This window comes from Pseudomonas weihenstephanensis, assembly GCF_001043055.1.
Lineage (GTDB): Bacteria > Pseudomonadota > Gammaproteobacteria > Pseudomonadales > Pseudomonadaceae > Aquipseudomonas > Aquipseudomonas weihenstephanensis.
Genome location: NZ_JYLF01000010.1, coordinates 83,805 through 104,142, shown reverse-complemented (window position 1 = coordinate 104,142; position 20,338 = coordinate 83,805). Strand labels below are relative to the sequence as shown.

The 20,338-nt window shown below is 55.1% G+C and carries 19 protein-coding genes; 4 read left to right on the top strand and 15 right to left on the bottom strand.

Going from position 1 to position 20,338, the window contains the following annotated elements:
* Positions 1 to 6: 6 nt before the first annotated feature.
* From folP to rlmE, 3 genes are all read right to left on the bottom strand, one after another.
* Positions 7 to 858, bottom strand: a complete 852-nt coding sequence (gene folP / locus TU86_RS19690) for a dihydropteroate synthase (protein ID WP_048366002.1) — start codon at positions 856 to 858, stop codon at positions 7 to 9.
* 8 nt (positions 859 to 866) lie between these two features.
* Positions 867 to 2,774: an ATP-dependent zinc metalloprotease FtsH gene (gene ftsH, locus TU86_RS19685; protein ID WP_048366001.1), complete on the bottom strand. Its 1,908-nt coding sequence runs from the start codon at positions 2,772 to 2,774 to the stop codon at positions 867 to 869.
* 192 nt (positions 2,775 to 2,966) lie between these two features.
* The gene (gene rlmE / locus TU86_RS19680; protein WP_048366000.1) at positions 2,967 to 3,617 is read right to left on the bottom strand and encodes a 23S rRNA (uridine(2552)-2'-O)-methyltransferase RlmE; all 651 of its coding nucleotides are present in this window, start codon (positions 3,615 to 3,617) and stop codon (positions 2,967 to 2,969) included.
* 107 nt (positions 3,618 to 3,724) lie between these two features.
* Here rlmE and yhbY point away from each other — a divergent pair, with 107 nt between their 5' ends.
* Positions 3,725 to 4,033, top strand: coding sequence for a ribosome assembly RNA-binding protein YhbY (gene yhbY, locus TU86_RS19675; RefSeq protein WP_048365999.1), 309 nt, complete (start codon positions 3,725 to 3,727; stop codon positions 4,031 to 4,033).
* Here the strand turns inward: yhbY and TU86_RS19670 are convergent.
* The 8 genes from TU86_RS19670 to grpE all read right to left on the bottom strand — a co-directional run bounded on the left by TU86_RS19670 (position 4,026) and on the right by grpE (position 14,380).
* Complete coding sequence (locus TU86_RS19670) at positions 4,026 to 4,214, bottom strand: hypothetical protein (RefSeq protein ID WP_048365998.1); 189 nt, start codon at positions 4,212 to 4,214, stop codon at positions 4,026 to 4,028. The genes yhbY and TU86_RS19670 overlap by 8 nt on opposite strands.
* 115 nt (positions 4,215 to 4,329) lie before the next feature.
* Positions 4,330 to 4,806, bottom strand: a complete 477-nt coding sequence (gene greA / locus TU86_RS19665; protein WP_048365997.1) for a transcription elongation factor GreA — start codon at positions 4,804 to 4,806, stop codon at positions 4,330 to 4,332.
* A complete protein-coding gene (carB, locus tag TU86_RS19660) occupies positions 4,803 to 8,024 on the bottom strand; it encodes a carbamoyl-phosphate synthase large subunit (RefSeq protein WP_048366043.1) in 3,222 nt (1,073 codons plus the stop codon). Before carB ends, greA begins: the two co-directional genes overlap by 4 nt.
* A 112-nt stretch (positions 8,025 to 8,136) precedes the next feature.
* Complete coding sequence (gene carA, locus TU86_RS19655; RefSeq protein ID WP_048365996.1) at positions 8,137 to 9,273, bottom strand: glutamine-hydrolyzing carbamoyl-phosphate synthase small subunit; 1,137 nt, start codon at positions 9,271 to 9,273, stop codon at positions 8,137 to 8,139.
* 260 nt (positions 9,274 to 9,533) lie between these two features.
* Positions 9,534 to 10,340, bottom strand: coding sequence for a 4-hydroxy-tetrahydrodipicolinate reductase (gene dapB / locus TU86_RS19650; RefSeq protein WP_048365995.1), 807 nt, complete (start codon positions 10,338 to 10,340; stop codon positions 9,534 to 9,536).
* Between the two features lie 10 nt (positions 10,341 to 10,350).
* The gene (gene dnaJ, locus TU86_RS19645) at positions 10,351 to 11,475 is read right to left on the bottom strand and encodes a molecular chaperone DnaJ (protein WP_048365994.1); all 1,125 of its coding nucleotides are present in this window, start codon (positions 11,473 to 11,475) and stop codon (positions 10,351 to 10,353) included.
* A gap of 320 nt (positions 11,476 to 11,795) precedes the next feature.
* Positions 11,796 to 13,712, bottom strand: a complete 1,917-nt coding sequence (gene dnaK / locus TU86_RS19640; RefSeq protein ID WP_048365993.1) for a molecular chaperone DnaK — start codon at positions 13,710 to 13,712, stop codon at positions 11,796 to 11,798.
* A gap of 101 nt (positions 13,713 to 13,813) precedes the next feature.
* Positions 13,814 to 14,380 (bottom strand): nucleotide exchange factor GrpE, encoded by a 567-nt coding sequence (gene grpE / locus TU86_RS19635; RefSeq protein ID WP_048365992.1) that lies wholly within the window; start codon positions 14,378 to 14,380, stop codon positions 13,814 to 13,816.
* Positions 14,381 to 14,628: 248 nt separating this feature from the next.
* Here grpE and recN point away from each other — a divergent pair, with 248 nt between their 5' ends.
* A complete protein-coding gene (gene recN, locus TU86_RS19630) occupies positions 14,629 to 16,311 on the top strand; it encodes a DNA repair protein RecN (RefSeq protein WP_048365991.1) in 1,683 nt (560 codons plus the stop codon).
* Between the two features lie 95 nt (positions 16,312 to 16,406).
* On the opposite strand, the gene fur is transcribed toward recN, so the two are convergent.
* Complete coding sequence (fur, locus tag TU86_RS19625) at positions 16,407 to 16,820, bottom strand: ferric iron uptake transcriptional regulator (protein ID WP_003439580.1); 414 nt, start codon at positions 16,818 to 16,820, stop codon at positions 16,407 to 16,409.
* Positions 16,821 to 16,918: 98 nt separating this feature from the next.
* Between fur and TU86_RS19620 the strand changes: the two genes are divergently transcribed.
* Entirely contained in the window at positions 16,919 to 17,440 is a 522-nt protein-coding gene (locus TU86_RS19620; RefSeq protein ID WP_048365990.1) for an outer membrane protein assembly factor BamE, read from the top strand.
* 51 nt (positions 17,441 to 17,491) lie between these two features.
* Here the strand turns inward: TU86_RS19620 and TU86_RS19615 are convergent, their stop codons facing one another.
* The 3 genes from TU86_RS19615 to TU86_RS19605 are packed head-to-tail and all read right to left on the bottom strand — an operon-like array spanning position 17,492 to position 19,650.
* A complete protein-coding gene (locus TU86_RS19615) occupies positions 17,492 to 17,812 on the bottom strand; it encodes an RnfH family protein (RefSeq protein WP_048365989.1) in 321 nt (106 codons plus the stop codon).
* Positions 17,805 to 18,239, bottom strand: a complete 435-nt coding sequence (locus tag TU86_RS19610) for a type II toxin-antitoxin system RatA family toxin (RefSeq protein ID WP_048365988.1) — start codon at positions 18,237 to 18,239, stop codon at positions 17,805 to 17,807. Before TU86_RS19610 ends, TU86_RS19615 begins: the two co-directional genes overlap by 8 nt.
* Positions 18,240 to 18,246: 7 nt before the next feature.
* Positions 18,247 to 19,650 carry a sodium-dependent transporter gene (locus TU86_RS19605; RefSeq protein WP_048365987.1) on the bottom strand — a complete coding sequence of 468 codons (1,404 nt, stop codon included), beginning with the start codon at positions 19,648 to 19,650 and terminating at the stop codon, positions 18,247 to 18,249.
* Positions 19,651 to 19,766: 116 nt separating this feature from the next.
* Between TU86_RS19605 and smpB the strand changes: the two genes are divergently transcribed.
* Positions 19,767 to 20,249, top strand: coding sequence for an SsrA-binding protein SmpB (gene smpB, locus TU86_RS19600; RefSeq protein ID WP_048365986.1), 483 nt, complete (start codon positions 19,767 to 19,769; stop codon positions 20,247 to 20,249).
* The last annotated feature ends 89 nt before the right edge of the window (positions 20,250 to 20,338 follow it).

Here is a 20,338-nt window from a genome sequence, read left to right as displayed (position 1 = left end):
TCATGCTTAGTCGGCGGACTCTACCGCGGCAATCATCCGTACTACATCAACTGTCTCGGCAACATCGTGAACACGCAAGATATGCGCACCCTTGGTCACAGCCAGTGCCGCCAGAGCCAGACTGCCAGGCAATCGCTCAGTCACAGGCCGGTTCAAAGCCTGCCCGATCATGCTTTTTCGCGAAACACCCACGAGCAATGGCCGCCCTAACAGATGCAAGGCGTCCATATGCTTAAACAAACTCAAATTATGCTGCAAGGTTTTAGCAAAGCCAAAACCGGGGTCGAGAATCATGCGCTCAGGCGGTATGCCTTGCGCTGCACACATCCGCATTCGATCCACGAGAAACGTACGTACCTCAGCCAACACATCCTGATACTGCGGGTCATCCTGCATATCGCCAGGCTCGCCCGACATATGCATCAGACAAACGGGCAAACCCGTCGCAGCAGCAGCCTGCAAGGCACCCTCACGCCGAAGTGAACGCACATCGTTGATCAGGCCAGCGCCTAAACGGGCCGACTCCGTCATAACAATAGGGGTTGAGGTATCGACCGAAATGATGACATCAAGCTCACGATTGATACGCTCGACTATCGGCGCAACCCGCTCCAACTCTTCTTGCGCACTCACGTGGCGCGCGCCGGGCCGGGTTGACTCACCACCGACATCAATCAACGTAGCTCCCGCCTCGACCATCGCCTGCGCATGGCGCAACGCTTCATCGAGGCGCGCAAAGCGACCGCCATCAGAGAACGAGTCAGGGGTTACATTGAGAATACCCATCACATGCGTGCGGGAAAAATCAAGAACCCGGTTGCCGCAAGGCAACCGGGTTGAGGACTGAACAGAAGTCATTTCAAGCCTTAGTGATCAGCTGCCGGGCCGCCGATAGGTGTTTCCGGGCGATCGGTCTTATCCAGACTCGGCGCTGTCGGCGTTCCCGAACCATCGCCCCAATCACGCGGTTCGCGCGGAGGGCGACCCGCCATGATGTCGTCGATCTGATCAGCATCGATCGTTTCATACTTCATCAGGGCATCCGCCATAGCTTCAAGCTTGTCACGGTTGTCGGTCAGTATCTGCTTAGCCGTGCCATAGCACTGGTCAATGATGCTGCGCACCTCAGAGTCGATCAGTTTGGCCGTCTCACCTGAAACATTTGCCCCCTGACCACCACCGCCACGCCCAAGATAAGACTCTTCATCTTCGGCATACATCAGCGGGCCGAGCTTCTCGGACAAGCCCCACTTGGTCACCATGTTGCGTGCAATCTGGCTCGCTCGCATGATGTCGTTGGACGCACCCGTGGTAACACCGTCAAAGCCCAAGGTCATTTCTTCAGCAATACGACCGCCATACAGCGAGCAGATCTGACTGATCAACGCACGCTTGGACAGGCTGTAACGATCCTCTTCAGGCAAGAACATAGTCACGCCCAAGGCTCGACCGCGAGGAATGATCGACACCTTGTAGACCGGATCGTGCTCAGGCACTACACGACCAACAATTGCGTGACCCGCTTCGTGATAAGCCGTGTTGCGTTTTTCTTTATCCGACATAACCATGGATTTGCGCTCGGCGCCCATCATGATCTTGTCCTTGGCCAGCTCGAACTCTTTCATTTCAACAACACGCTTACCGGTACGCGCTGCGAACAGGGAGGCTTCATTCACCAGGTTAGCCAGGTCGGCACCGGAGAAGCCCGGAGTACCGCGTGCAATAACGCCCGGCTGGACGTCATCACCCATTGGCACTTTACGCATGTGTACCTTGAGGATTTGCTCGCGACCACGAATGTCCGGCAAGCCAACCACGACCTGACGGTCAAAACGACCCGGACGCAGCAGCGCAGGGTCAAGCACGTCAGGACGGTTGGTGGCGGCAATCACAATGATGCCGTCGTTCATCTCAAAACCATCCATCTCAACCAACAACTGGTTAAGCGTCTGCTCGCGCTCATCATGACCGCCGCCCATACCGTTACCTCGGTGACGGCCGACAGCATCGATTTCATCGATAAAGATGATGCAAGGGGCGTGCTTCTTGGCTTGTTCAAACATGTCACGAACACGGCTTGCACCGACGCCCACGAACATTTCCACAAAGTCGGAACCGGAAATCGTGAAGAACGGCACCTTGGCTTCACCCGCAATCGCCTTGGCGATCAGGGTTTTACCGGTACCTGGCGGGCCAACCATCAGCACGCCGCGTGGAATGCGACCACCCAGGCGCTGGAACTTGCCCGGATCACGCAAGAACTCAACCAGCTCGCCCACTTCTTCCTTGGCTTCGTCACAGCCCGCTACGTCAGCCAGGGTCGTCTTGACCTGATCTTCTGACAGCAGACGCGCCTTGCTCTTGCCAAAGCTCATCGGGCCGCCTTTACCACCGGCACCGCCCTGCATTTGGCGCATGAAGAACATGAAGACAGCAATAATCACCAGAATCGGGAAGCTTGCAACTAGCAACTGGGTCCAGATGCTTTGTTGCTCAGGCAGCTTGCCTTCAACGGTGACGTGGTTATCCACCAGATCGCCGATCAAACCGTTGTCCTGAATCGCCGGACGAATGGTTTTGAACGTATCGCCATCACTGCGCTTGCCGGTGATCACGTAGCCATCAACCGCTACGCGCTCGACTTTGCCATCCTTAACTTGCTGGATGAAGTCGGAATAGTTGAGGGTTTGCGGCTCGTTGGGACTCGAGAAGTTGTTCATCACGGTCACAAGGACCGCCGCGATGATCAACCACAGGATCAGATTCTTTGCCATATCGTTCAATTAGCTACCCTCTGAAGCAAGCTCCGCTACTGAAAGCGTGCTTCGCATGATATTCACCGGCATAACTTACTACATTGCCTACAACCCTTGCAGGCTCCGTCTGTAACCCTTTGTGAAACTTTGACTACACAATATTCGTTATGCCAGATCTGTAAAGCGATACAAAAAAAACTATCGCCCTGGTCAGAGACGCTCATCACTGGCAGAACCATCAATACCGCGGAAGCCCCGGCCCAGCAAATACTGTTCACGGGACCTGTCGCGAGACGAAGAAGGCTTGCGCATCTGCACCTTGTCAAACAGCTTACGAATGTCTTTGTGGTACTGATCGAAGCCTTCGCCCTGGAAAACCTTGATCAGGAAATCACCACCCGGACGCAGGACGCGACCGGCAAGATCCAGCGCTAATTCGCACAAGAACATTGCACGCGGCATATCGACAGCTGCTAACCCACTCATATTGGGGGCCATATCGGAAATCACAAGGTCTACCTGTGTATTTCCGACCGCCTCAAGGATCTGAGCCAAAACGTCATCCTGAGTAAAATCCCCCTGAATGAAGGTCACATCAGGAATGCTGTCCATTTCCAGGATGTCAGATGCGATCAAACGACCCTGCCCACCAATCAGACGACTGGTCACCTGCGACCAACCACCGGGAGCAGCGCCCAAGTCAATTACAGTCATGCCCGGGCGGATCAGACGATCACGCTCCTGAATCTCCAGCAACTTGTAACTGGCACGCGAGCGATACCCATCTTTCTGCGCCATCTTGACGTATGGATCGTTGAAATGTTCTTTCAGCCAATTCAGGCTAGTTTTGGAACGGGCCACGGGCCACCTCAAAAAATTTAAACGGGTCGTGATTAACTGGGCGGTCTGGGACTCGCTCGGGTAAACTGGCCGCCGCTTTTTACAAGATCAGACACAGGGGTCAGATTATGCCGCTCACTCAAGAGCAGAAGAAACAGTACAAATCCATTGGCCACCATCTGAAACCAGTATTGACTGTGGCTGACAATGGTTTGACTGAAGGTGTTTTAGCCGAACTCGAACGCGCATTGGGCGATCACGAGCTGATTAAAATCAAAGTCAACATCCTGGATCGCGAATCTCGCCTGGCAGCCGTTGCAGAACTATGCAAAAGCGGCAAAGCGGAATTGGTACAGGTTATCGGCAAAATGGCGCTTCTGTACCGCAGAAACGTCAATGCAAACAAGCAACTGTCGAACATCCACCGTTTCAAGTGATGCCGACAAGGGTCAAGGGTGCGCCTGGCGCGCCCTGATACTCTTGCTGATCAATAGCTAACAGTGCCTGCAAACGTACGGACAACCAGAAACACCCAGCGCAACCTACCCGCAAGCCGCTCAGGCTACCCGCCGCGTACAAATCCGTACCGCGCACTTCATCGATCAAAAACAGCGCCAACCCTTTTGCCGCCAGCGCCGGTAAAAATCTGTATATAGCACTTGCAAGCTGCCAACTCGATCTAGCCGGGTCAGCGGCAAAAAGCAGCGCGCCCGCACGAAGCGGGCGCGTTCACTCAGATGTGACTGACTTTAACAATTTCGTACTCAATGACGCCGCCCGGCGTTTTCACCGCCACGACATCACCCTCTTCCTTGGCAATCAAGGCACGAGCCAGGGGCGAACCCACTGAGATTTTTCCGAGTTTGAAGTCCGCTTCATCTTCGCCAACGATCTGATAGGTAACGCTTTCGTCAGTTTCAACGTTGGCGATCTCGACCGTCGTACCGAAAATAACTTTTCCGGTATGAGGAATCGTTGTTACATCGATGATCACGGCATTCTGCATGCGACCTTCGATGTCACGGATACGCGCTTCAACCATACCTTGCTGCTCACGGGCTGCATGGTATTCAGCGTTTTCCTTAAGGTCGCCCAGCTCACGCGCTGTGCCGATATCCTGGCTCAACTTTGGTCGGACAACCTTGGTCAGGTGTGCGTGCTCTTCTTCCAGGGCTTTTGCACCCTGGACTGTCATTGGGTACTTGGTCATGCCTTCAATCCTGCGTGTAGATCCTGCAAACGACGTACGGTTTTTTCAGGACCGAATTTAAGCGCTTCGCAGATTGCTTCGCCAGCAGCAATGGTCGTGGTGCAGTAAATCTTATGCTGCAAAGCGTTACGACGAATGGAGTAAGAGTCAGCAATCGACTGGCGACCTTCAGTCGTGTTGATGATCAGAGTGACCTCGTCATTCTTGATCATATCGACAACGTGAGGACGACCTTCGGTCACTTTGTTCACGCGGCGCACTTTCAAACCCGCTGCCTCGATGAACTTGGCAGTGCCAACCGTAGAAACGATCTCAAAGCCCAGGTCAATCAGATCGCGCGCAACGCCAGCCACGAGAGGCTTGTCATCGTCACGCACGCTGATGAATGCCGTACCGCCCGTTGGCAATACTTCGCTTGCACCCATCTGGGCCTTGGCAAACGCTTCGCCGAAGGTATCGCCCACACCCATCACTTCACCAGTGGACTTCATCTCAGGGCCAAGGATCGGATCGACACCCGGGAATTTGGCGAACGGGAACACCGCCTCTTTCACGCTGTAGAAGTTAGGAATGATCTCTTTAGTGAAACCAATTTCCTTCAGGGTTTTACCGGCCATGACGCGTGCAGCGATCATTGCCAGGGAAACGCCGATGCATTTGGACACGAAAGGAACAGTACGCGAAGCACGAGGGTTCACCTCGATGACGTAGATGTCTTCGCCCTGCAAGGCCAACTGCACGTTCATGAGGCCAACAACACCCAATTCCAGCGCCATCTTCTTGACCTGCTCGCGCATCTCGTCCTGGATGTGCAGCGGCAGCGAGTACGGCGGCAGCGAGCACGCGGAGTCACCCGAGTGAACACCTGCCTGCTCAATGTGCTGCATGATCGCGCCGATCACCACATCAGTGCCGTCGCAGACAGCATCCACGTCCATTTCGATGGCGCAGTTAAGGAAGTGATCGAGCAACACAGGGCTATCGTTGGACACTTTCACCGCGTCACGCAGATAGCGCTTGAGCTCTTCTTCTTCGTAGACGATTTCCATCGCACGACCGCCCAACACGTAGGAAGGTCGAACAACCAGCGGGTAACCGATCTTGCCAGCAGCACGAATAGCTTCGTCTTCGCTGCGCACCGTGGCGTTAGGCGGCTGACGCAGGTTCAGGCGCTCAACCATCTGCTGGAAGCGCTCACGGTCTTCTGCACGGTCAATAGCGTCAGGGCTGGTACCGATAATCGGCACACCCGCTTCTTCCAGAGCGCGCGCCAGTTTCAGCGGGGTCTGGCCGCCGTACTGAACGATGACGCCTTTTGGCTTCTCGACACGCACGATTTCCAACACGTCTTCCAGGGTCACGGATTCGAAGTACAAGCGATCCGAAGTGTCGTAGTCGGTGGAAACGGTTTCCGGGTTGCAGTTGACCATGATGGTCTCGTAACCGTCGGCACGCAGCGCCAGAGCCGCGTGAACGCAGCAATAGTCGAACTCGATACCCTGGCCGATACGGTTCGGGCCACCACCCAGAATCATGATCTTGTCACGATCCGAAGGGTTGGCTTCGCACTCTTCCTCGTAGGTGGAGTACATGTAGGCCGTGTCTGTCGCGAACTCGGCCGCGCAGGTGTCAACGCGCTTGTAGACCGGGAACACTTCGAGCTTGTGACGGTGGCGGCGCAAGTTCTTCTCGGTCACGCCCAGCAATACGGCCAGGCGTGCATCGGAGAAGCCTTTGCGCTTAAAGCGGTACATGGCGTCGCGATTGATCGAGGACAGGGCCATGGTTTTGATTTTTTCTTCGTCCTTGATCAGATCTTCGATCTGTACCAGGAACCAAGGGTCAATCATATTCATGCCGAAGATATCTTCAACGGTCATGCCGGCGCGGAACGCGTCAGCTACGTACCAGATACGCTCTGCGCCCGGCACTGTCAGCTCGCGCTTGAGCACGGCCATGCTTTCCGGGTTGCTCAGGTCCAGCTTGGGATCAAGACCGCTGACACCCACTTCCAGACCACGAAGGGCTTTTTGCAGGGATTCCTGGAAAGTCCGGCCAATAGCCATGACTTCACCCACAGATTTCATCTGCGTGGTCAAACGCGCGTCAGCCTTGGCGAATTTTTCAAACGCAAAGCGCGGCAACTTGGTTACAACATAATCGATGGACGGCTCGAAGGACGCAGGCGTTGCGCCGCCCGTGATTTCGTTTTGCAGTTCATCCAGGGTGTAGCCGATGGCCAATTTGGCAGCGATGCGGGCAATCGGGAAGCCGGTCGCTTTCGATGCCAGCGCCGAAGAGCGAGAAACGCGCGGGTTCATCTCGATCACGACCATGCGACCGGTGTCCGGGCAGATGCCGAACTGAACGTTGGAGCCGCCGGTTTCAACGCCAATCTCACGCAGTACCGCCAAGGAGGCGTTACGCATGATCTGGTATTCCTTGTCCGTCAGGGTTTGTGCCGGAGCAACGGTGATCGAGTCACCGGTGTGCACACCCATCGGGTCGAAGTTTTCGATTGAGCACACGATGATGCAGTTGTCCTTCTTATCGCGGACCACCTCCATCTCGTACTCTTTCCAGCCGATCAGGGACTCGTCGATCAGCAGCTCTTTGGTAGGCGACAGATCCAGACCACGCGTACAGATTTCTTCGAACTCTTCACGGTTGTAAGCGATACCACCACCCGTACCGCCCATCGTGAAGGACGGACGGATGATGCACGGGAACCCCAGACGCTCGAGGACCGCATTGGCCTCTTCCATTGTGTGGGCAATACCGGAACGCGGGCAGTCCAGGCCGATGGACTTCATGGCCTTGTCGAAGCGCGAACGGTCTTCGGCTTTGTCGATGGTGTCGGCATTGGCGCCGATCATCTCTACGCCGAACTTCTCCAGAACGCCTTCGCGCTCGAGGTCCAGCGCGCAGTTCAGTGCAGTCTGGCCACCCATGGTTGGCAACAGGGCGTCCGGGCGCTCTTTTTCGATGATCTTGGCAACAGTCTGCCACTTGATCGGCTCGATATACGTCGCGTCGGCCATGTCCGGGTCGGTCATGATGGTGGCCGGGTTGGAGTTCACCAGAATGACGCGGTAACCCTCTTCACGCAGGGCTTTACAGGCCTGGGCGCCGGAGTAGTCGAATTCGCACGCCTGGCCGATCACAATCGGGCCAGCGCCGAGAATCAGGATGCTTTTTATGTCTGTACGTTTTGGCATGGGTTTGTCACTCAAATCCGCAGGTCAGTCGGCAAGCTGTCAATCAGGTTCCTGAAGCGCCCGGGGGTCACCGGAATCGGGACCGCCACAAGGCGTTACGGCAGGAAACCGATCAGCGGCGCTTGGCCATCTCATTGATGAAGCGATCGAACAGCGGCGCTACGTCGTTCGGGCCAGGGCTTGCTTCAGGGTGACCCTGGAAGCTAAAAGCGCTCTTGTCGGTCAGTTCGATGCCTTGCAACGTACCGTCAAACAGCGACTTGTGAATGGCGCGCACGTTGGCCGGCAAGCTCGCTTCGTCTACCGCAAAACCGTGGTTCTGGCTGGTAATCATTACCACGCCAGTGTCCAGGTCCTGAACCGGGTGATTGGCACCGTGGTGACCATGACCCATTTTCACCGTCTTGGCACCAGAGGCCAGAGCCAGCAACTGGTGACCCAAGCAGATACCGAACACAGGGATCTCGGTGTTGAGCACTTCCTTGATGGCAGTGATTGCGTAGTCGCAAGGCTCAGGATCACCTGGGCCATTGGACAGGAACACGCCATCCGGATTGAGTGCCAGCACATCGCTGGCTGGGGTCTGTGCTGGCACTACGGTCACGCGGCAACCGCGCTCAACCAGCATGCGCAGAATGTTCCACTTTACGCCGTAGTCGTAGGCAACAACGTGGTAAGGGAGTTCGCTGGCCTCGATAGTCGGGTGACTGTCAGTAGCGAGGTTCCAGACGCTGGAGCGCCACTCGTAGGCTTTTTCAGTGCTGACGACTTTCGCCAGATCCATGCCTTTCAGGCCAGGGAAGCCGCGTGCGGCGGCAATTGCAGCTTCGTCAGAGATGTTATCGCCGGCCATGATGCAACCGTTCTGCGCGCCTTTTTCACGCAGGATGCGCGTCAGGCGGCGCGTGTCGATACCGGCGATCGCCACTACATTGTTGGCTTTCAGATAGTCGGCCAGCGACATCGTGTTGCGCCAGTTACTGGCAACCAGCGGCAGATCACGAATTACCAGACCTGCGGACCAAACACGATCAGACTCGGCGTCTTCCGGCGTAGTACCGGTATTGCCAACATGCGGGTAAGTCAGGGTCACGATTTGCTGAGCATAGGAAGGATCCGTCAGGATCTCCTGGTAGCCAGTCATTGCGGTGTTAAACACCACCTCACCAACGGTTTGACCGTCGGCTCCAATGGCTTCGCCGCGAAAAATGCTGCCATCAGCGAGGGCGAGTATGGCTTGCTTAGTCAAGAAGACCTCCCGTAAATAAAGCCTGAAAGGGCGATCGCAGGTTGTAAAAAAGCGGAGTGACGTATGGACACGTCACCCCGCTTCTTCATCGAATTATCTGCGCGCTTTTAGTGGACACACTAAAGCTGTAGCTTACAGAAAAAGGCTTTTTTGGTCTACCGCTAAAAGAGCCTAAAAGGCAGAGGAATGCGACAGAACATCGCGTAGCGGTTAAAAATCCGGCTCGTGGCGTACCAACAGCCGGATTTTACAGAGTCAACTCAACGCAGGTCGAGCACATCCTGCATGTCGTAGAGGCCAGGCTCACGCCCCTCCAACCACAACGCTGCGCGAACAGCGCCTTTGGCGAAGGTCATTCGACTGGAAGCCTTGTGGGTAATTTCCAACCGCTCCCCCTCAGTAGCGAACAGCACGGTGTGATCTCCGACCACATCACCGCCGCGAACAGTGGCGAAGCCAATGGTTTCACGCTCACGAGCGCCCGTGTGACCTTCACGACCATAGACTGCGACCTTATCCAGGTCGCGCCCCAACGCATCGGCGATGACCTCTCCCATGCGCAGCGCAGTGCCCGAGGGCGCGTCGATTTTATGGCGGTGATGCGCCTCGATGATTTCAATGTCCGCATCATCTCCCATCACACGAGCTGCCATATCCAGCAGCTTGAGCGATAGATTGACGCCAACACTGAAATTGGCGGCAAACACAATCGGGATCTCATTGCCCGCCTCAAACAACAGATGCTTTTGAGGCTGAGACAATCCGGTAGTACCAATAACCATGGCCTTACCCGACTTGCGGCAGATCTCCAGATTTTTCAACATCACTTCTGGAAGCGTGAAATCGATCAACACATCGAACTCATCAATCACTGCCTCCAGATTAGAGGACAACGGCACACCGATGCGCCCCAGAGACGCCAACTCACCAGCATCAGCCCCCACCAACGTGCTACCTGGACGGACAATCGCCGCCGTGAGACCTCCCAGCGGCGAGCGCTGCTGCACCGCATCGACCAGCGTCTTGCCCATGCGCCCGGCAGCGCCCATCACAGCTATACGTCGCATGCCCTGCTCCTTACAAATCGCCGAAGAAGCGCTTCACGCCTTCAAACCAGCCCGTGGCATTCGGCGAATGACTGCTATCGCCTTCCAGTGTCGAACGAAACTCCTCCATCAGCTCACGCTGACGACGGCTCAGCTTGACCGGCGTTTCAATGACAACACGGCACATCAAGTCGCCCGCACCGCCACCCCGCACTGGAGCCACACCCTTGCCTCGCAGGCGGAACTGCTTGCCGGTTTGCGTGCCTTCCGGGATTTTCAACTTCACGCGACCATCAAGCGTCGGCACTTCAAGCTCAGCACCCAAGGCTGCCTCTGCAAAATTGATAGGCACTTCGCAGAACAGGTGCTTACCGTCGCGCTGGAAAATCGCGTGCTCACGAACATCAATCACGACATACAGGTCGCCAGTCGGCCCACCCTGAATGCCTGCCTCACCTTCTCCGGAAAGACGAATACGATCGCCCGTATCCACACCAGCGGGCACTTTCACGGACAGGGTTTTGTATTCTTCGACCCGACCTGCGCCCTGACAGCTGTCACACGGGTCGGAAATTATTTTGCCCTGACCATGACAGCGCGGGCAGGTCTGCTGCACAGCAAAGAAACCTTGCTGCATGCGTACCTGGCCGATACCACCGCACGTAGGACAGGTCACAGGCGAAGAGCCTTTTTTCGCACCCGAGCCATCGCAGGGCTTGCAATTGACCTGTGTCGGAACGCGGATATTGACCGTGGTACCGCGCACAGCTTCTTCCAGGTCAAGCTCCAGCGTATAGCGCAAATCGCTACCACGCTGCGCACCGCCCCGGGAGCCGCCACGACCACCGCCAAAGAAATCACTGAACACATCACCGAAAATATCGGAGAAGTTCTGACCGCCAAAACCAGCACCGCCGCCGCCCATTTGTGGATCAACACCGGCATGACCGTATTGATCGTAGGCCGCACGCTTACTGGAGTCCGACAGGACTTCATACGCTTCATTGGCTTCTTTGAAGAGCTCTTCAGATGCTTTGTCATCCGGATTGCGATCCGGGTGATGCTTCATCGCCAGGCGGCGATACGCTTTCTTGAGTTCAACTTCAGTTGTGGTGCGTTCAACACCCAAAATTTCGTAATAGTCGCGCTTTGCCATAATTCTGTGCACTCTCAAGGACGTTCGGCAAAACCCTCCCGAGCCTCACCAAACCCGCCAAGCCCGATGGAGATCAGTCTCGACTCACGTCTTTTCAACGATTTTGGTTTCTGTTTAACAGCCAATGCTTTGGCCGACAGGAGCGGTAACTCAAAGCCAAAAAGTTAGAAATTTTCGACCCGGACCGCCAGCACCCGACCTTGTCGCATGCTGTAAAAATTCCTCTACTCCAGACACGCCAACGCGGGAGCTAGCTCCCGCGCGGCGACATCCTACCAGTCACCGCTTAAACACGGTCAACCGGGCGACAAACAAGCTGATTACTTGTTGTCTTTTACTTCTTCGAACTCAGCATCAACAACGTCGTCTGCTTTTTCAGCCGAATCAGCTGACTGAGCTTGCGCATCTGCCGGGTTCGCTTGCTCGGCGTACATCTTCTGAGCAACCGGAGCAGACACTTTGGACAGCTCTTCAACCTTGGCTTCGATAGCCGCTTTATCGTCGCCTTTAACAGCAGCTTCAAGAGCAACTACTGCAGCTTCGATTGCGACCTTCTCTTCCTCGGTTACTTTGTCGCCTGCATCAGCAACCATTTTGCGGGTCGAGTGAACCAGTGCGTCGCCCTGGTTACGTGCAGCCGCCAGCTCTTCGAACTTACGGTCTTCCTCGGCGTTGACTTCAGCGTCACGTACCATCTGAGCAATTTCTTCCTCGGACAGACCCGAGTTAGCCTTGATCACGATGGACTGGGACTTGCCAGTCGCCTTGTCTTTTGCACTTACATTCAAGATGCCGTTGGCATCAATATCGAAGGTCACTTCGATCTGTGGCACACCACGTGGAGCAGGTGGAATGTCAGCCAGGTCGAACTTGCCCAACGATTTGTTCTGAGCAGCTTGCTTACGCTCACCTTGCAGAACGTGAATAGTCACAGCGCCCTGGTTGTCGTCAGCAGTCGAGAACACTTGCGATTTCTTGGTAGGAATCGTGGTGTTTTTCTCGATCAGAGCAGTCATTACACCGCCCATGGTTTCAATACCCAGAGTCAGCGGGCTAACGTCCAACAACAGAACGTCTTTAACATCACCCGCCAATACTGCGCCCTGGATAGCAGCACCCATGGCAACTGCTTCGTCCGGGTTCACGTCTTTACGTGCTTCTTTACCGAAGAACTCAGTTACCAGCTTCTGAACCAGCGGCATACGTGTCTGACCACCGACCAAAATCACGTCGTTGATTTTCGACACATCGATACCCGCATCTTTCAACGCGATACGGCAAGGTTCGATAGTGCGCTGAACCAGGTCTTCAACCAGCGATTCCAACTTGGCGCGAGAAATCTTCACGTTCAAGTGTTTAGGACCCGTGGCATCGGCAGTGATGTACGGCAGATTCACATCAGTCGACTGGCTGGAAGACAGTTCGATCTTGGCTTTTTCAGCCGCTTCTTTCAGACGCTGCATCGCCAGCGGGTCACCCTTAAGGTTCATGCCGCTTTCTTTCTTGAACTCGTCAACCAGGTAGTCAATCAGACGGATGTCAAAGTCTTCACCACCCAGGAACGTGTCACCGTTGGTCGCCAGCACTTCAAACTGGTGCTCGCCATCCACTTCGGCAATTTCAATGACCGACACGTCGAACGTACCGCCACCCAAGTCATAAACGATGACAGTGTGGTCGCCGCGCGCTTTGTCCATACCGTAGGCCAGAGCTGCTGCGGTTGGTTCGTTGATGATGCGCTTAACGTCCAGACCTGCAATACGGCCGGCATCTTTGGTTGCCTGACGCTGGCTGTCGTTGAAGTAGGCCGGAACGGTGATAACCGCTTCAGTCACTGGCTCGCCGAGGTAGTCTTCGGCGGTCTTCTTCATTTTCTTCAGAATTTCAGCCGAGATTTGTGGCGGCGCCATTTTCTGGCCGTTCACTTCAACCCAAGCATCGCCGTTGTCTGCCTTGACGATCTTGTAAGGCACCATCTGAATATCTTTTTGTACTACTTCTTCTTCAAAACGACGACCGATCAGACGCTTCACCGCGTACAGGGTGTTATGCGGATTGGTCACTGCCTGACGCTTGGCCGACTGGCCAACCAGAATTTCGCCATCGTTGGCGTACGCAATGATCGACGGCGTAGTACGCGCGCCTTCAGCGTTTTCAATGACTTTAGCCTTGCCGTTTTCCAGAACCGAAACACACGAGTTAGTGGTCCCGAGGTCAATACCGATAATTCTGCCCATGTTAACTCTCCCTAAATTTGAATTTTTTTGCCGCAGCAGTAATGACCAACTGCGGCATTACTTAATCGCTTGACTTCTAAATGGGGGCCTTACGACCGATTTCAAGCCTGCTCGTCAATCGAAGGCGAAACCGGCGCAGGAGCCTTGCTGACTACGACCATAGCCGGGCGCAGCAAGCGACCATTGAGCTGATAGCCCTTTTGAAACACCTTGATCACGCTGTTAGGCTCAAGGTCAGCACTTTCTTGCATGGCCATTGCCTGATGATGCTCAGCATTAAAGGGCTCGCCGTGCGGGTCGATCGCTTCCAGCTGATAACGCTTCAGGGTGTCCTGAAACATTTTCAGGGTCAGCTCAATCCCTTCACGCATCGGACGAATGCTCTCGTCGTCCGGGCTGGACAGCTCAAGACCACGCTCCAGGCTATCAATAACCGGTAACAGGTCGCCCGCAAATTTTTCCAAAGCAAACTTGTGTGCTTTCTCAACGTCCTGCTCGGCACGGCGGCGGACGTTTTGCAGATCGGCAGCTACGCGCAGAGCCTGATCATTGGCGGCTGCCAGCTGCTCTTCAAGTGACTGCACACGGGCCACCAGATCTTCGCCTGCTGCATCGGCGGCCTGATTAGCGTCTTGGTTCTGCGTATCCATAGTCTGTTCGTCTGCCATAGATTTCTCCTTTCAAACTTTGTCCGCGAGCTCGACTCGCGCTTGTGCCAAGTTATATGGGGTCGCAATTTTCAGGTTCAAGAGCCAGAAACAGGAAGTCATGGGTTTGCGTCACTCCTGGCCACGTAAAAATACTAAACGGCCTAAGAATTCTGAGAATACGAGCAAATCGAACTAAGTCCGCCCATTGTCAGCACGAATCAAAACACTGTATAAATAACCAGACATTACGTTTTGGAGCGGCTCCTATGCTGGTGCACCTGTCCGTACACAATTACGCCATCGTTGAACACCTCGATCTTGAACTCGATCGCGGAATGAGTGTAATCACTGGCGAAACCGGCGCCGGTAAATCGATCATGCTCGACGCGCTGGGGCTAACCCTGGGCGACCGCGCAGACAGTGGCGTAGTCCGCCCCGGAGCCGAAAAAGCGGACATTCTGGCCAGCTTCGACTTGCAGGAAATCCCCGAGGCACGGGCCTGGCTGGCCGAGCGCGACCTCGACAACGATGGCCTATGCATCCTGCGCCGCGTGATTACCAGTGAAGGTCGTTCGCGCGGGTACATCAACGGCACACCATGCCCTCAAGGCGACTTAAAAGCCTTGGGCGAGTTGCTGATCGATATCCACAGCCAGCATGAGCACCAGTCACTGCTAAAACCCGACACTCATCGCCGACTACTCGACGAATATGCGGGCGCTACCGATCTCGCTCGCCAGGTTCAGCTCGCCGCACAACGCTGGCGCCAGACCAAGCAAGAGTTCGAACACCTCTCCAACTCAGGCGAGCAACAACAAGCGCGCCACCAACTGCTCAGCTACCAGCTTGAAGAGCTCGAAAATCTGGCACTTGCCGAAAACGAGCTGGAAGAACTGGAGCAGGAACACAAAAACCTGACCAATTCCGAGACCCTGCTTACCATCTGCCGCCAGGTTGTCGAGCAGTGCAGCGAAAGTGATTCTGGCAATGTGCTCAACGCCCTGACTGTCAGCCTGAATCGGCTGTCCAGCGTTAACAAAAATGCCAGCGCCTTGAATGAAGCCTCTGATTTACTGGCGAGTGCACAGATTCAAGTCGAAGAGGCCGTCGGCGAGCTTAATCGCTTCCTTGATCATTTCGATGCAGACCCGCGGCGCTTGCAGTATTTAGAAGAACGACTGGACTCCATTTATACAATGGCGCGCAAACACCGCGTCCAGCCCGCTGATGTATGCGCTTTGCAGCAAAAACTGATGGATGAACTCGAAACGCTCAATGCCAATGATGAGTCCATCGAACGACTGGCGAATGAACTGACGGCTTACGCTCGTCACTATCAAGAATGTGCGCGCGAACTCAGCAACCTGCGCACTCAAGCAGCCACACGCTTAGGCAGCGCTGTTGAAGAAGAGATTCAGCGCCTGGGCATGCCCGGTGGCCGTTTCGTGATCGAACTCAAACCGCAAAGCAGCAGCGACCCGATGCCCTACGGCCTTGAACACGTCGAACTGCTGGTGAGTGCAAACCCGGGTCAGCCACTCAAAGCCTTGGCAAAAGTGGCATCTGGCGGCGAACTGTCACGCATCAGCCTGGCCATTCAGGTCATCACCGCACAAACCTCTCGCGTCCCGACCCTTGTTTTCGACGAAGTGGATGTCGGGATTGGTGGCCCAACGGCAGAAATTGTCGGCCAGTTGCTACGCCGCTTGGGCGAACGGGGCCAAGTATTAACCGTGACGCACTTGCCGCAAGTCGCCGCGCAATGCCATCAGCATCTATTTGTGCACAAGGTCCGCGACAGCGAAGCCACGCGCACGGCGGTGTCAAAACTCAGCCAAAAAGAACGCGTAGAAGAAGTCGCTCGCATGCTGGGTGGCATCGACCTGACCAAAGAGTCCTTGGCGCACGCCAAGAAAATGGTCTTCAGTGCAAAAAACCAGGCAGCTTAGCGACGAACGGTTAACACACTAGACCGAGAGAAAGCACGAAGGCGACCCTAAGGTCGCCTTCGATCGTTTCACGAACCGCAATTCGTGTGACTTGCTTACTTGGTTTTCTTACGTACGTAGAGCACCAAGTTGTGGTCTACCAACTCAACACCGTGCTTGGCAGCGATCGCATGCTGGAGCTTTTCAATGTCTTCGTCGAAAAACTCAATCACTTCGCCGCTGTCCACGTTGACCATATGGTCGTGGTGGCCACCGTCGGCATCCGCCAACTCAAACACAGCATGACCGCCATCAAAATTGTGGCGAATCACCAGCCCAGCAGACTCGAACTGAGTCAGTACACGGTAAACCGTGGCCAGACCGACGTCCTCGCCAGCTTGCATGAGAGCCTTGTAAACATCCTCGGCGCTCATGTGACGCTGCTCAGCAGAATCAAGCATTTGCAGAATTTTGACTCGCGGCAGAGTCACCTTAAGTCCGGCCTTACGTAGTTCGCTATTTTCAACCATGGTTAGCTTTCTCGCGGAAGCCGCTTCGCAGCTTCTCTTAATACGGGTATGATCGGCGTTTACGTTGTCCCAGCCAAGATAGTGGAAGTCGCCCACCGATGCAAAACACCAAGCTCTTGCTAACCAGTTTCACCTTTGTGGGACTGCTCGCACTCGCCGGTTGTTCATTCCCCGGGGTTTACAAAATCGACATCCAGCAGGGCAATGTCGTCACGCAGGACATGATAAACCAGTTACGCCCGGGAATGACCCGTCGGCAAGTGCGGTTTATCATGGGGAACGCCCTGCTGACCGATACATTCCATCCGGATCGTTGGGATTATTTGTATAGCCTGCAACCAGGCGGCGGTGAACGCCAACAGGAACGCGTCAGCGTGTTCTTCAACCAAAATGACCAGCTCGTCAGCTTGTCAGGTGATTTCATGCCTGGTGTAAGCCGAGACGAAGCGATTCTCGGTAAAGACGGTGGCTCCAACGTGACCACACCGGCTGCTCCGACCGAGAAGAGCGAAGTTCCAGCCAAGCCTGGTTCGCTGCTTGATCAAATCCAGAAGGATGTCGACGGGGTCGAAACAGTGCCCGTGCCGACGCCAGAACCACTGGATACCACCGAACAATAATCGTTCGGTACAAAAAAGCCCGGCATGCCGGGCTTTTTGTTGCCTGCAAAACTACGACGACTGATTCAACCGCTTAACCTCAGCCGCCCTGGCTGCACGCTGGCGACGAATTTCTTTGGGGTCAGCCAGCAACGGTCGATAAATTTCGATTCGATCCCCTGCCTGCAACAACCGTTCTTCGGGATCGCTAACCTGCTTACCGAAAATTCCGACAGGGCAACTCGCCAGATCCAACTCGGGGAAATCAGCATTCAACCCCGACGCCAACACCGCTGCACGTACGGTGGTGCTTTCGGCAACAGTCATCACCAACAGACGCTGACGCTCGACGGCCGCATACACCACTTCAATGGTAATCACCGGCTTAGCCATACAACTGCTTGGCACGCTGGCAAAAGGCGTCCACCAACGTATTTGCCGCCTGATTGAACAGCGGACCCAGCGTTGTTCTTATGATTGATCCGGCGTAGTCAAACGACATGTCCAGACTGATCTTGCAGGCCTTTTCGCCCAAGGGTTTGAACACCCAAACACCGTGCAACTGCTTGAACGGGCCTTCTTCAAGATTCATCTCAATCGACTGGCCCGGCACCAGGGTATTGCGCGTCACAAAGTGCTGGCTCAAGCCCCCCTTTGCCACCCCCAAACTGGCGCGCATCAGCACTTCAGTGCTTTCAATAATTTCGGCAGAAGAGCACCACGGCAGAAACTCCGGGTACTTGGCCACATCGTTGACCAAGTCATACAGGGCCTGCGCAGGGTAAGGCAGCAAGGCGGAGCGTTGAATATGGGTAGTCATGTCAGCGTTACTTCCACAGCTGGGCGGCAAACACAATCAGAATGCCGAGTGGCGCCACATAGCGCATCAAAAAAAGAGTCAGGGCGAACAGTACCGGGCTGCGCATCGACAACTCGTCGTGCACGGCGCCACGGCCCATGATCCAGCCCGCAAAGACTACAAAACACAGCCCGCCCAAGGGGAGCATGATACGCGAGGTAAGGAAATCGACGACACCAAAGAAGTCCAAACCCTGCTCCGCTCCCCATTGGTAGAGGCGAAAACCTGATTCTTCGTTCACAAAAAACTTGGCCTGCTTCCAGATATTGAACGAGAAAACTGTGCCCAAACCAACAAACCAGCAGCTGAACGCCAGCCAAAACGTGACCCAAAGCCGCCGCACCTTAGTGCGCTCAACCAAATAAGCCACCATCGGTTCCAGCAAGGAAATCGCAGAGCTCCAGGCCGCAACAGCGACCAAAACGAAAAACACCACGCCCATCAATTGACCGAACGCCACGTTACCGAAGGCGAATGGCAACGTCACAAACATCAGCCCCGGGCCTTCACTCGGGTTAAGTCCTGATGCAAATACAATTGGAAACAATGCCAGGCCAGCCAGCAATGAGACAAACGTATCGATCAACGCTACGCCCACGACCGTGCTGGATATCGATGCATTCTTCGGCATATAGGCGCCATAGATCATGATCGACCCCACGCCCACGCTCAGTGAAAAGAACGCATGGCCCATCGCAGCCAGCAATCCATCCATAACGCGGTCCGGGTTGAAGTCGAACATAAAATGCACGCCCTCCATAAAATGCCCCGTGGTCATGCTGTAACCCAGCAATACCAATAGCAGCACAAACAGGATGGGCATCATGATCCGTAAACTGCGCTCAAGCCCCGCCACCACACCTTTAGCAATGACAAAGGCTGAAAGCAGCATGAACGCGGTGTGCCAGAACGTCAGACGCCAGGGATCAGAAATAACCTTGCCAAAATAAGCACCCACCTGATCGGCCGTCGTGCCTTGGAAGTCGCCTTTGCCCATATTGATGATGTAATCCAGCGACCAGCCACCGACCACACTGTAAAAAGAAAGGATCAGCAACGCCGTGATCATCCCGGCAAAGGCCCACCAGGACCAACGCCCCGAATGCCCCGCCTGGAGTGCCAGCACCTTCAAGGCGTTAGCCGGACTTAGCCGCGCGCGACGCCCGATCAACGTCTCGGCCAGCATGACCGGCACACCGATCAGCGCGATACACGCCAAAAACACCAACACAAATGCGCCACCACCGTAGACGCCAACCATGTAAGGGAATTTCCAAATACTGCCCAAACCAACGGCAGAACCGGTCGCAGCGAGAATAAAGACCCAACGGCTTGCCCAACTGCCGTGGACAGAAACCTTGTCTGTCGACATCGTTACTACGCCCAACCGATAAAAAAGAGCGCGCATTGTCCGGGATTCAACCTACGTGCTCAAGCACGCAGGTGCCCGTAGCCGACTTGCTCGCAACTGCCTATAATGCCGCCCCTATGGCTAAACAAAAGAAACACCCCACAGGGACCATCGCGCAGAATAAAAAGGCGCGACACGATTACTTCATCGAACATCGGTTCGAGGCTGGTCTGGTCCTGGCCGGCTGGGAAGTAAAAAGTCTGCGTGCAGGCAAAGCACAGCTGGTCGACAGCTATGTGCTTCTCAAGGACGGTGAAGCCTGGTTGCTCGGCAGCCACATCGCCCCTTTGACGACCGCCAGCACGCACGTTATTGCCGACCCCACGCGCAGCCGCAAACTGTTGCTCAACAAGCGCGAGCTTGAAAAGCTGTTTGCCGCGGTACAGCAGAAGGGTTACGCCTGCGTCTGCCTTTCGATTTACTGGAGCAAGCACTTGATCAAGTGCGAAATTGCCCTAGGTAAAGGCAAGAAGGAATACGACAAGCGCCATACCGAACGCGAGCGCGATTCTGATCGTGAGCTACAGCGTGCGGTGCGCAACAAGGGCAAGGAAGACTAGCTCCAAGCCCCCCGCAGCAGCTGCCGAGCTCTGCGAGGCTGCGTTCGGTCGCGAAGCGATCGTAAAGGCTGAAGACACGACCTTAGAGA

Coding starts and splice junctions, on each gene's coding strand:
- folP (WP_048366002.1), bottom strand. CDS start 858: ATGACTTCTGTTCAGTCCTCAACCCGGTTGCCTTGCGGCAACCGGGTT.
- ftsH (WP_048366001.1), bottom strand. CDS start 2,774: ATGGCAAAGAATCTGATCCTGTGGTTGATCATCGCGGCGGTCCTTGTG.
- yhbY (WP_048365999.1), top strand. CDS start 3,725: ATGCCGCTCACTCAAGAGCAGAAGAAACAGTACAAATCCATTGGCCAC.
- greA (WP_048365997.1), bottom strand. CDS start 4,806: ATGACCAAGTACCCAATGACAGTCCAGGGTGCAAAAGCCCTGGAAGAA.
- carB (WP_048366043.1), bottom strand. CDS start 8,024: ATGCCAAAACGTACAGACATAAAAAGCATCCTGATTCTCGGCGCTGGC.
- dapB (WP_048365995.1), bottom strand. CDS start 10,340: ATGCGACGTATAGCTGTGATGGGCGCTGCCGGGCGCATGGGCAAGACG.
- dnaJ (WP_048365994.1), bottom strand. CDS start 11,475: ATGGCAAAGCGCGACTATTACGAAATTTTGGGTGTTGAACGCACCACA.
- dnaK (WP_048365993.1), bottom strand. CDS start 13,712: ATGGGCAGAATTATCGGTATTGACCTCGGGACCACTAACTCGTGTGTT.
- grpE (WP_048365992.1), bottom strand. CDS start 14,380: ATGGCAGACGAACAGACTATGGATACGCAGAACCAAGACGCTAATCAG.
- recN (WP_048365991.1), top strand. CDS start 14,629: ATGCTGGTGCACCTGTCCGTACACAATTACGCCATCGTTGAACACCTC.
- fur (WP_003439580.1), bottom strand. CDS start 16,820: ATGGTTGAAAATAGCGAACTACGTAAGGCCGGACTTAAGGTGACTCTG.
- TU86_RS19620 (WP_048365990.1), top strand. CDS start 16,919: ATGCAAAACACCAAGCTCTTGCTAACCAGTTTCACCTTTGTGGGACTG.
- TU86_RS19615 (WP_048365989.1), bottom strand. CDS start 17,812: ATGGCTAAGCCGGTGATTACCATTGAAGTGGTGTATGCGGCCGTCGAG.
- TU86_RS19610 (WP_048365988.1), bottom strand. CDS start 18,239: ATGACTACCCATATTCAACGCTCCGCCTTGCTGCCTTACCCTGCGCAG.
- TU86_RS19605 (WP_048365987.1), bottom strand. CDS start 19,650: ATGTCGACAGACAAGGTTTCTGTCCACGGCAGTTGGGCAAGCCGTTGG.
- smpB (WP_048365986.1), top strand. CDS start 19,767: ATGGCTAAACAAAAGAAACACCCCACAGGGACCATCGCGCAGAATAAA.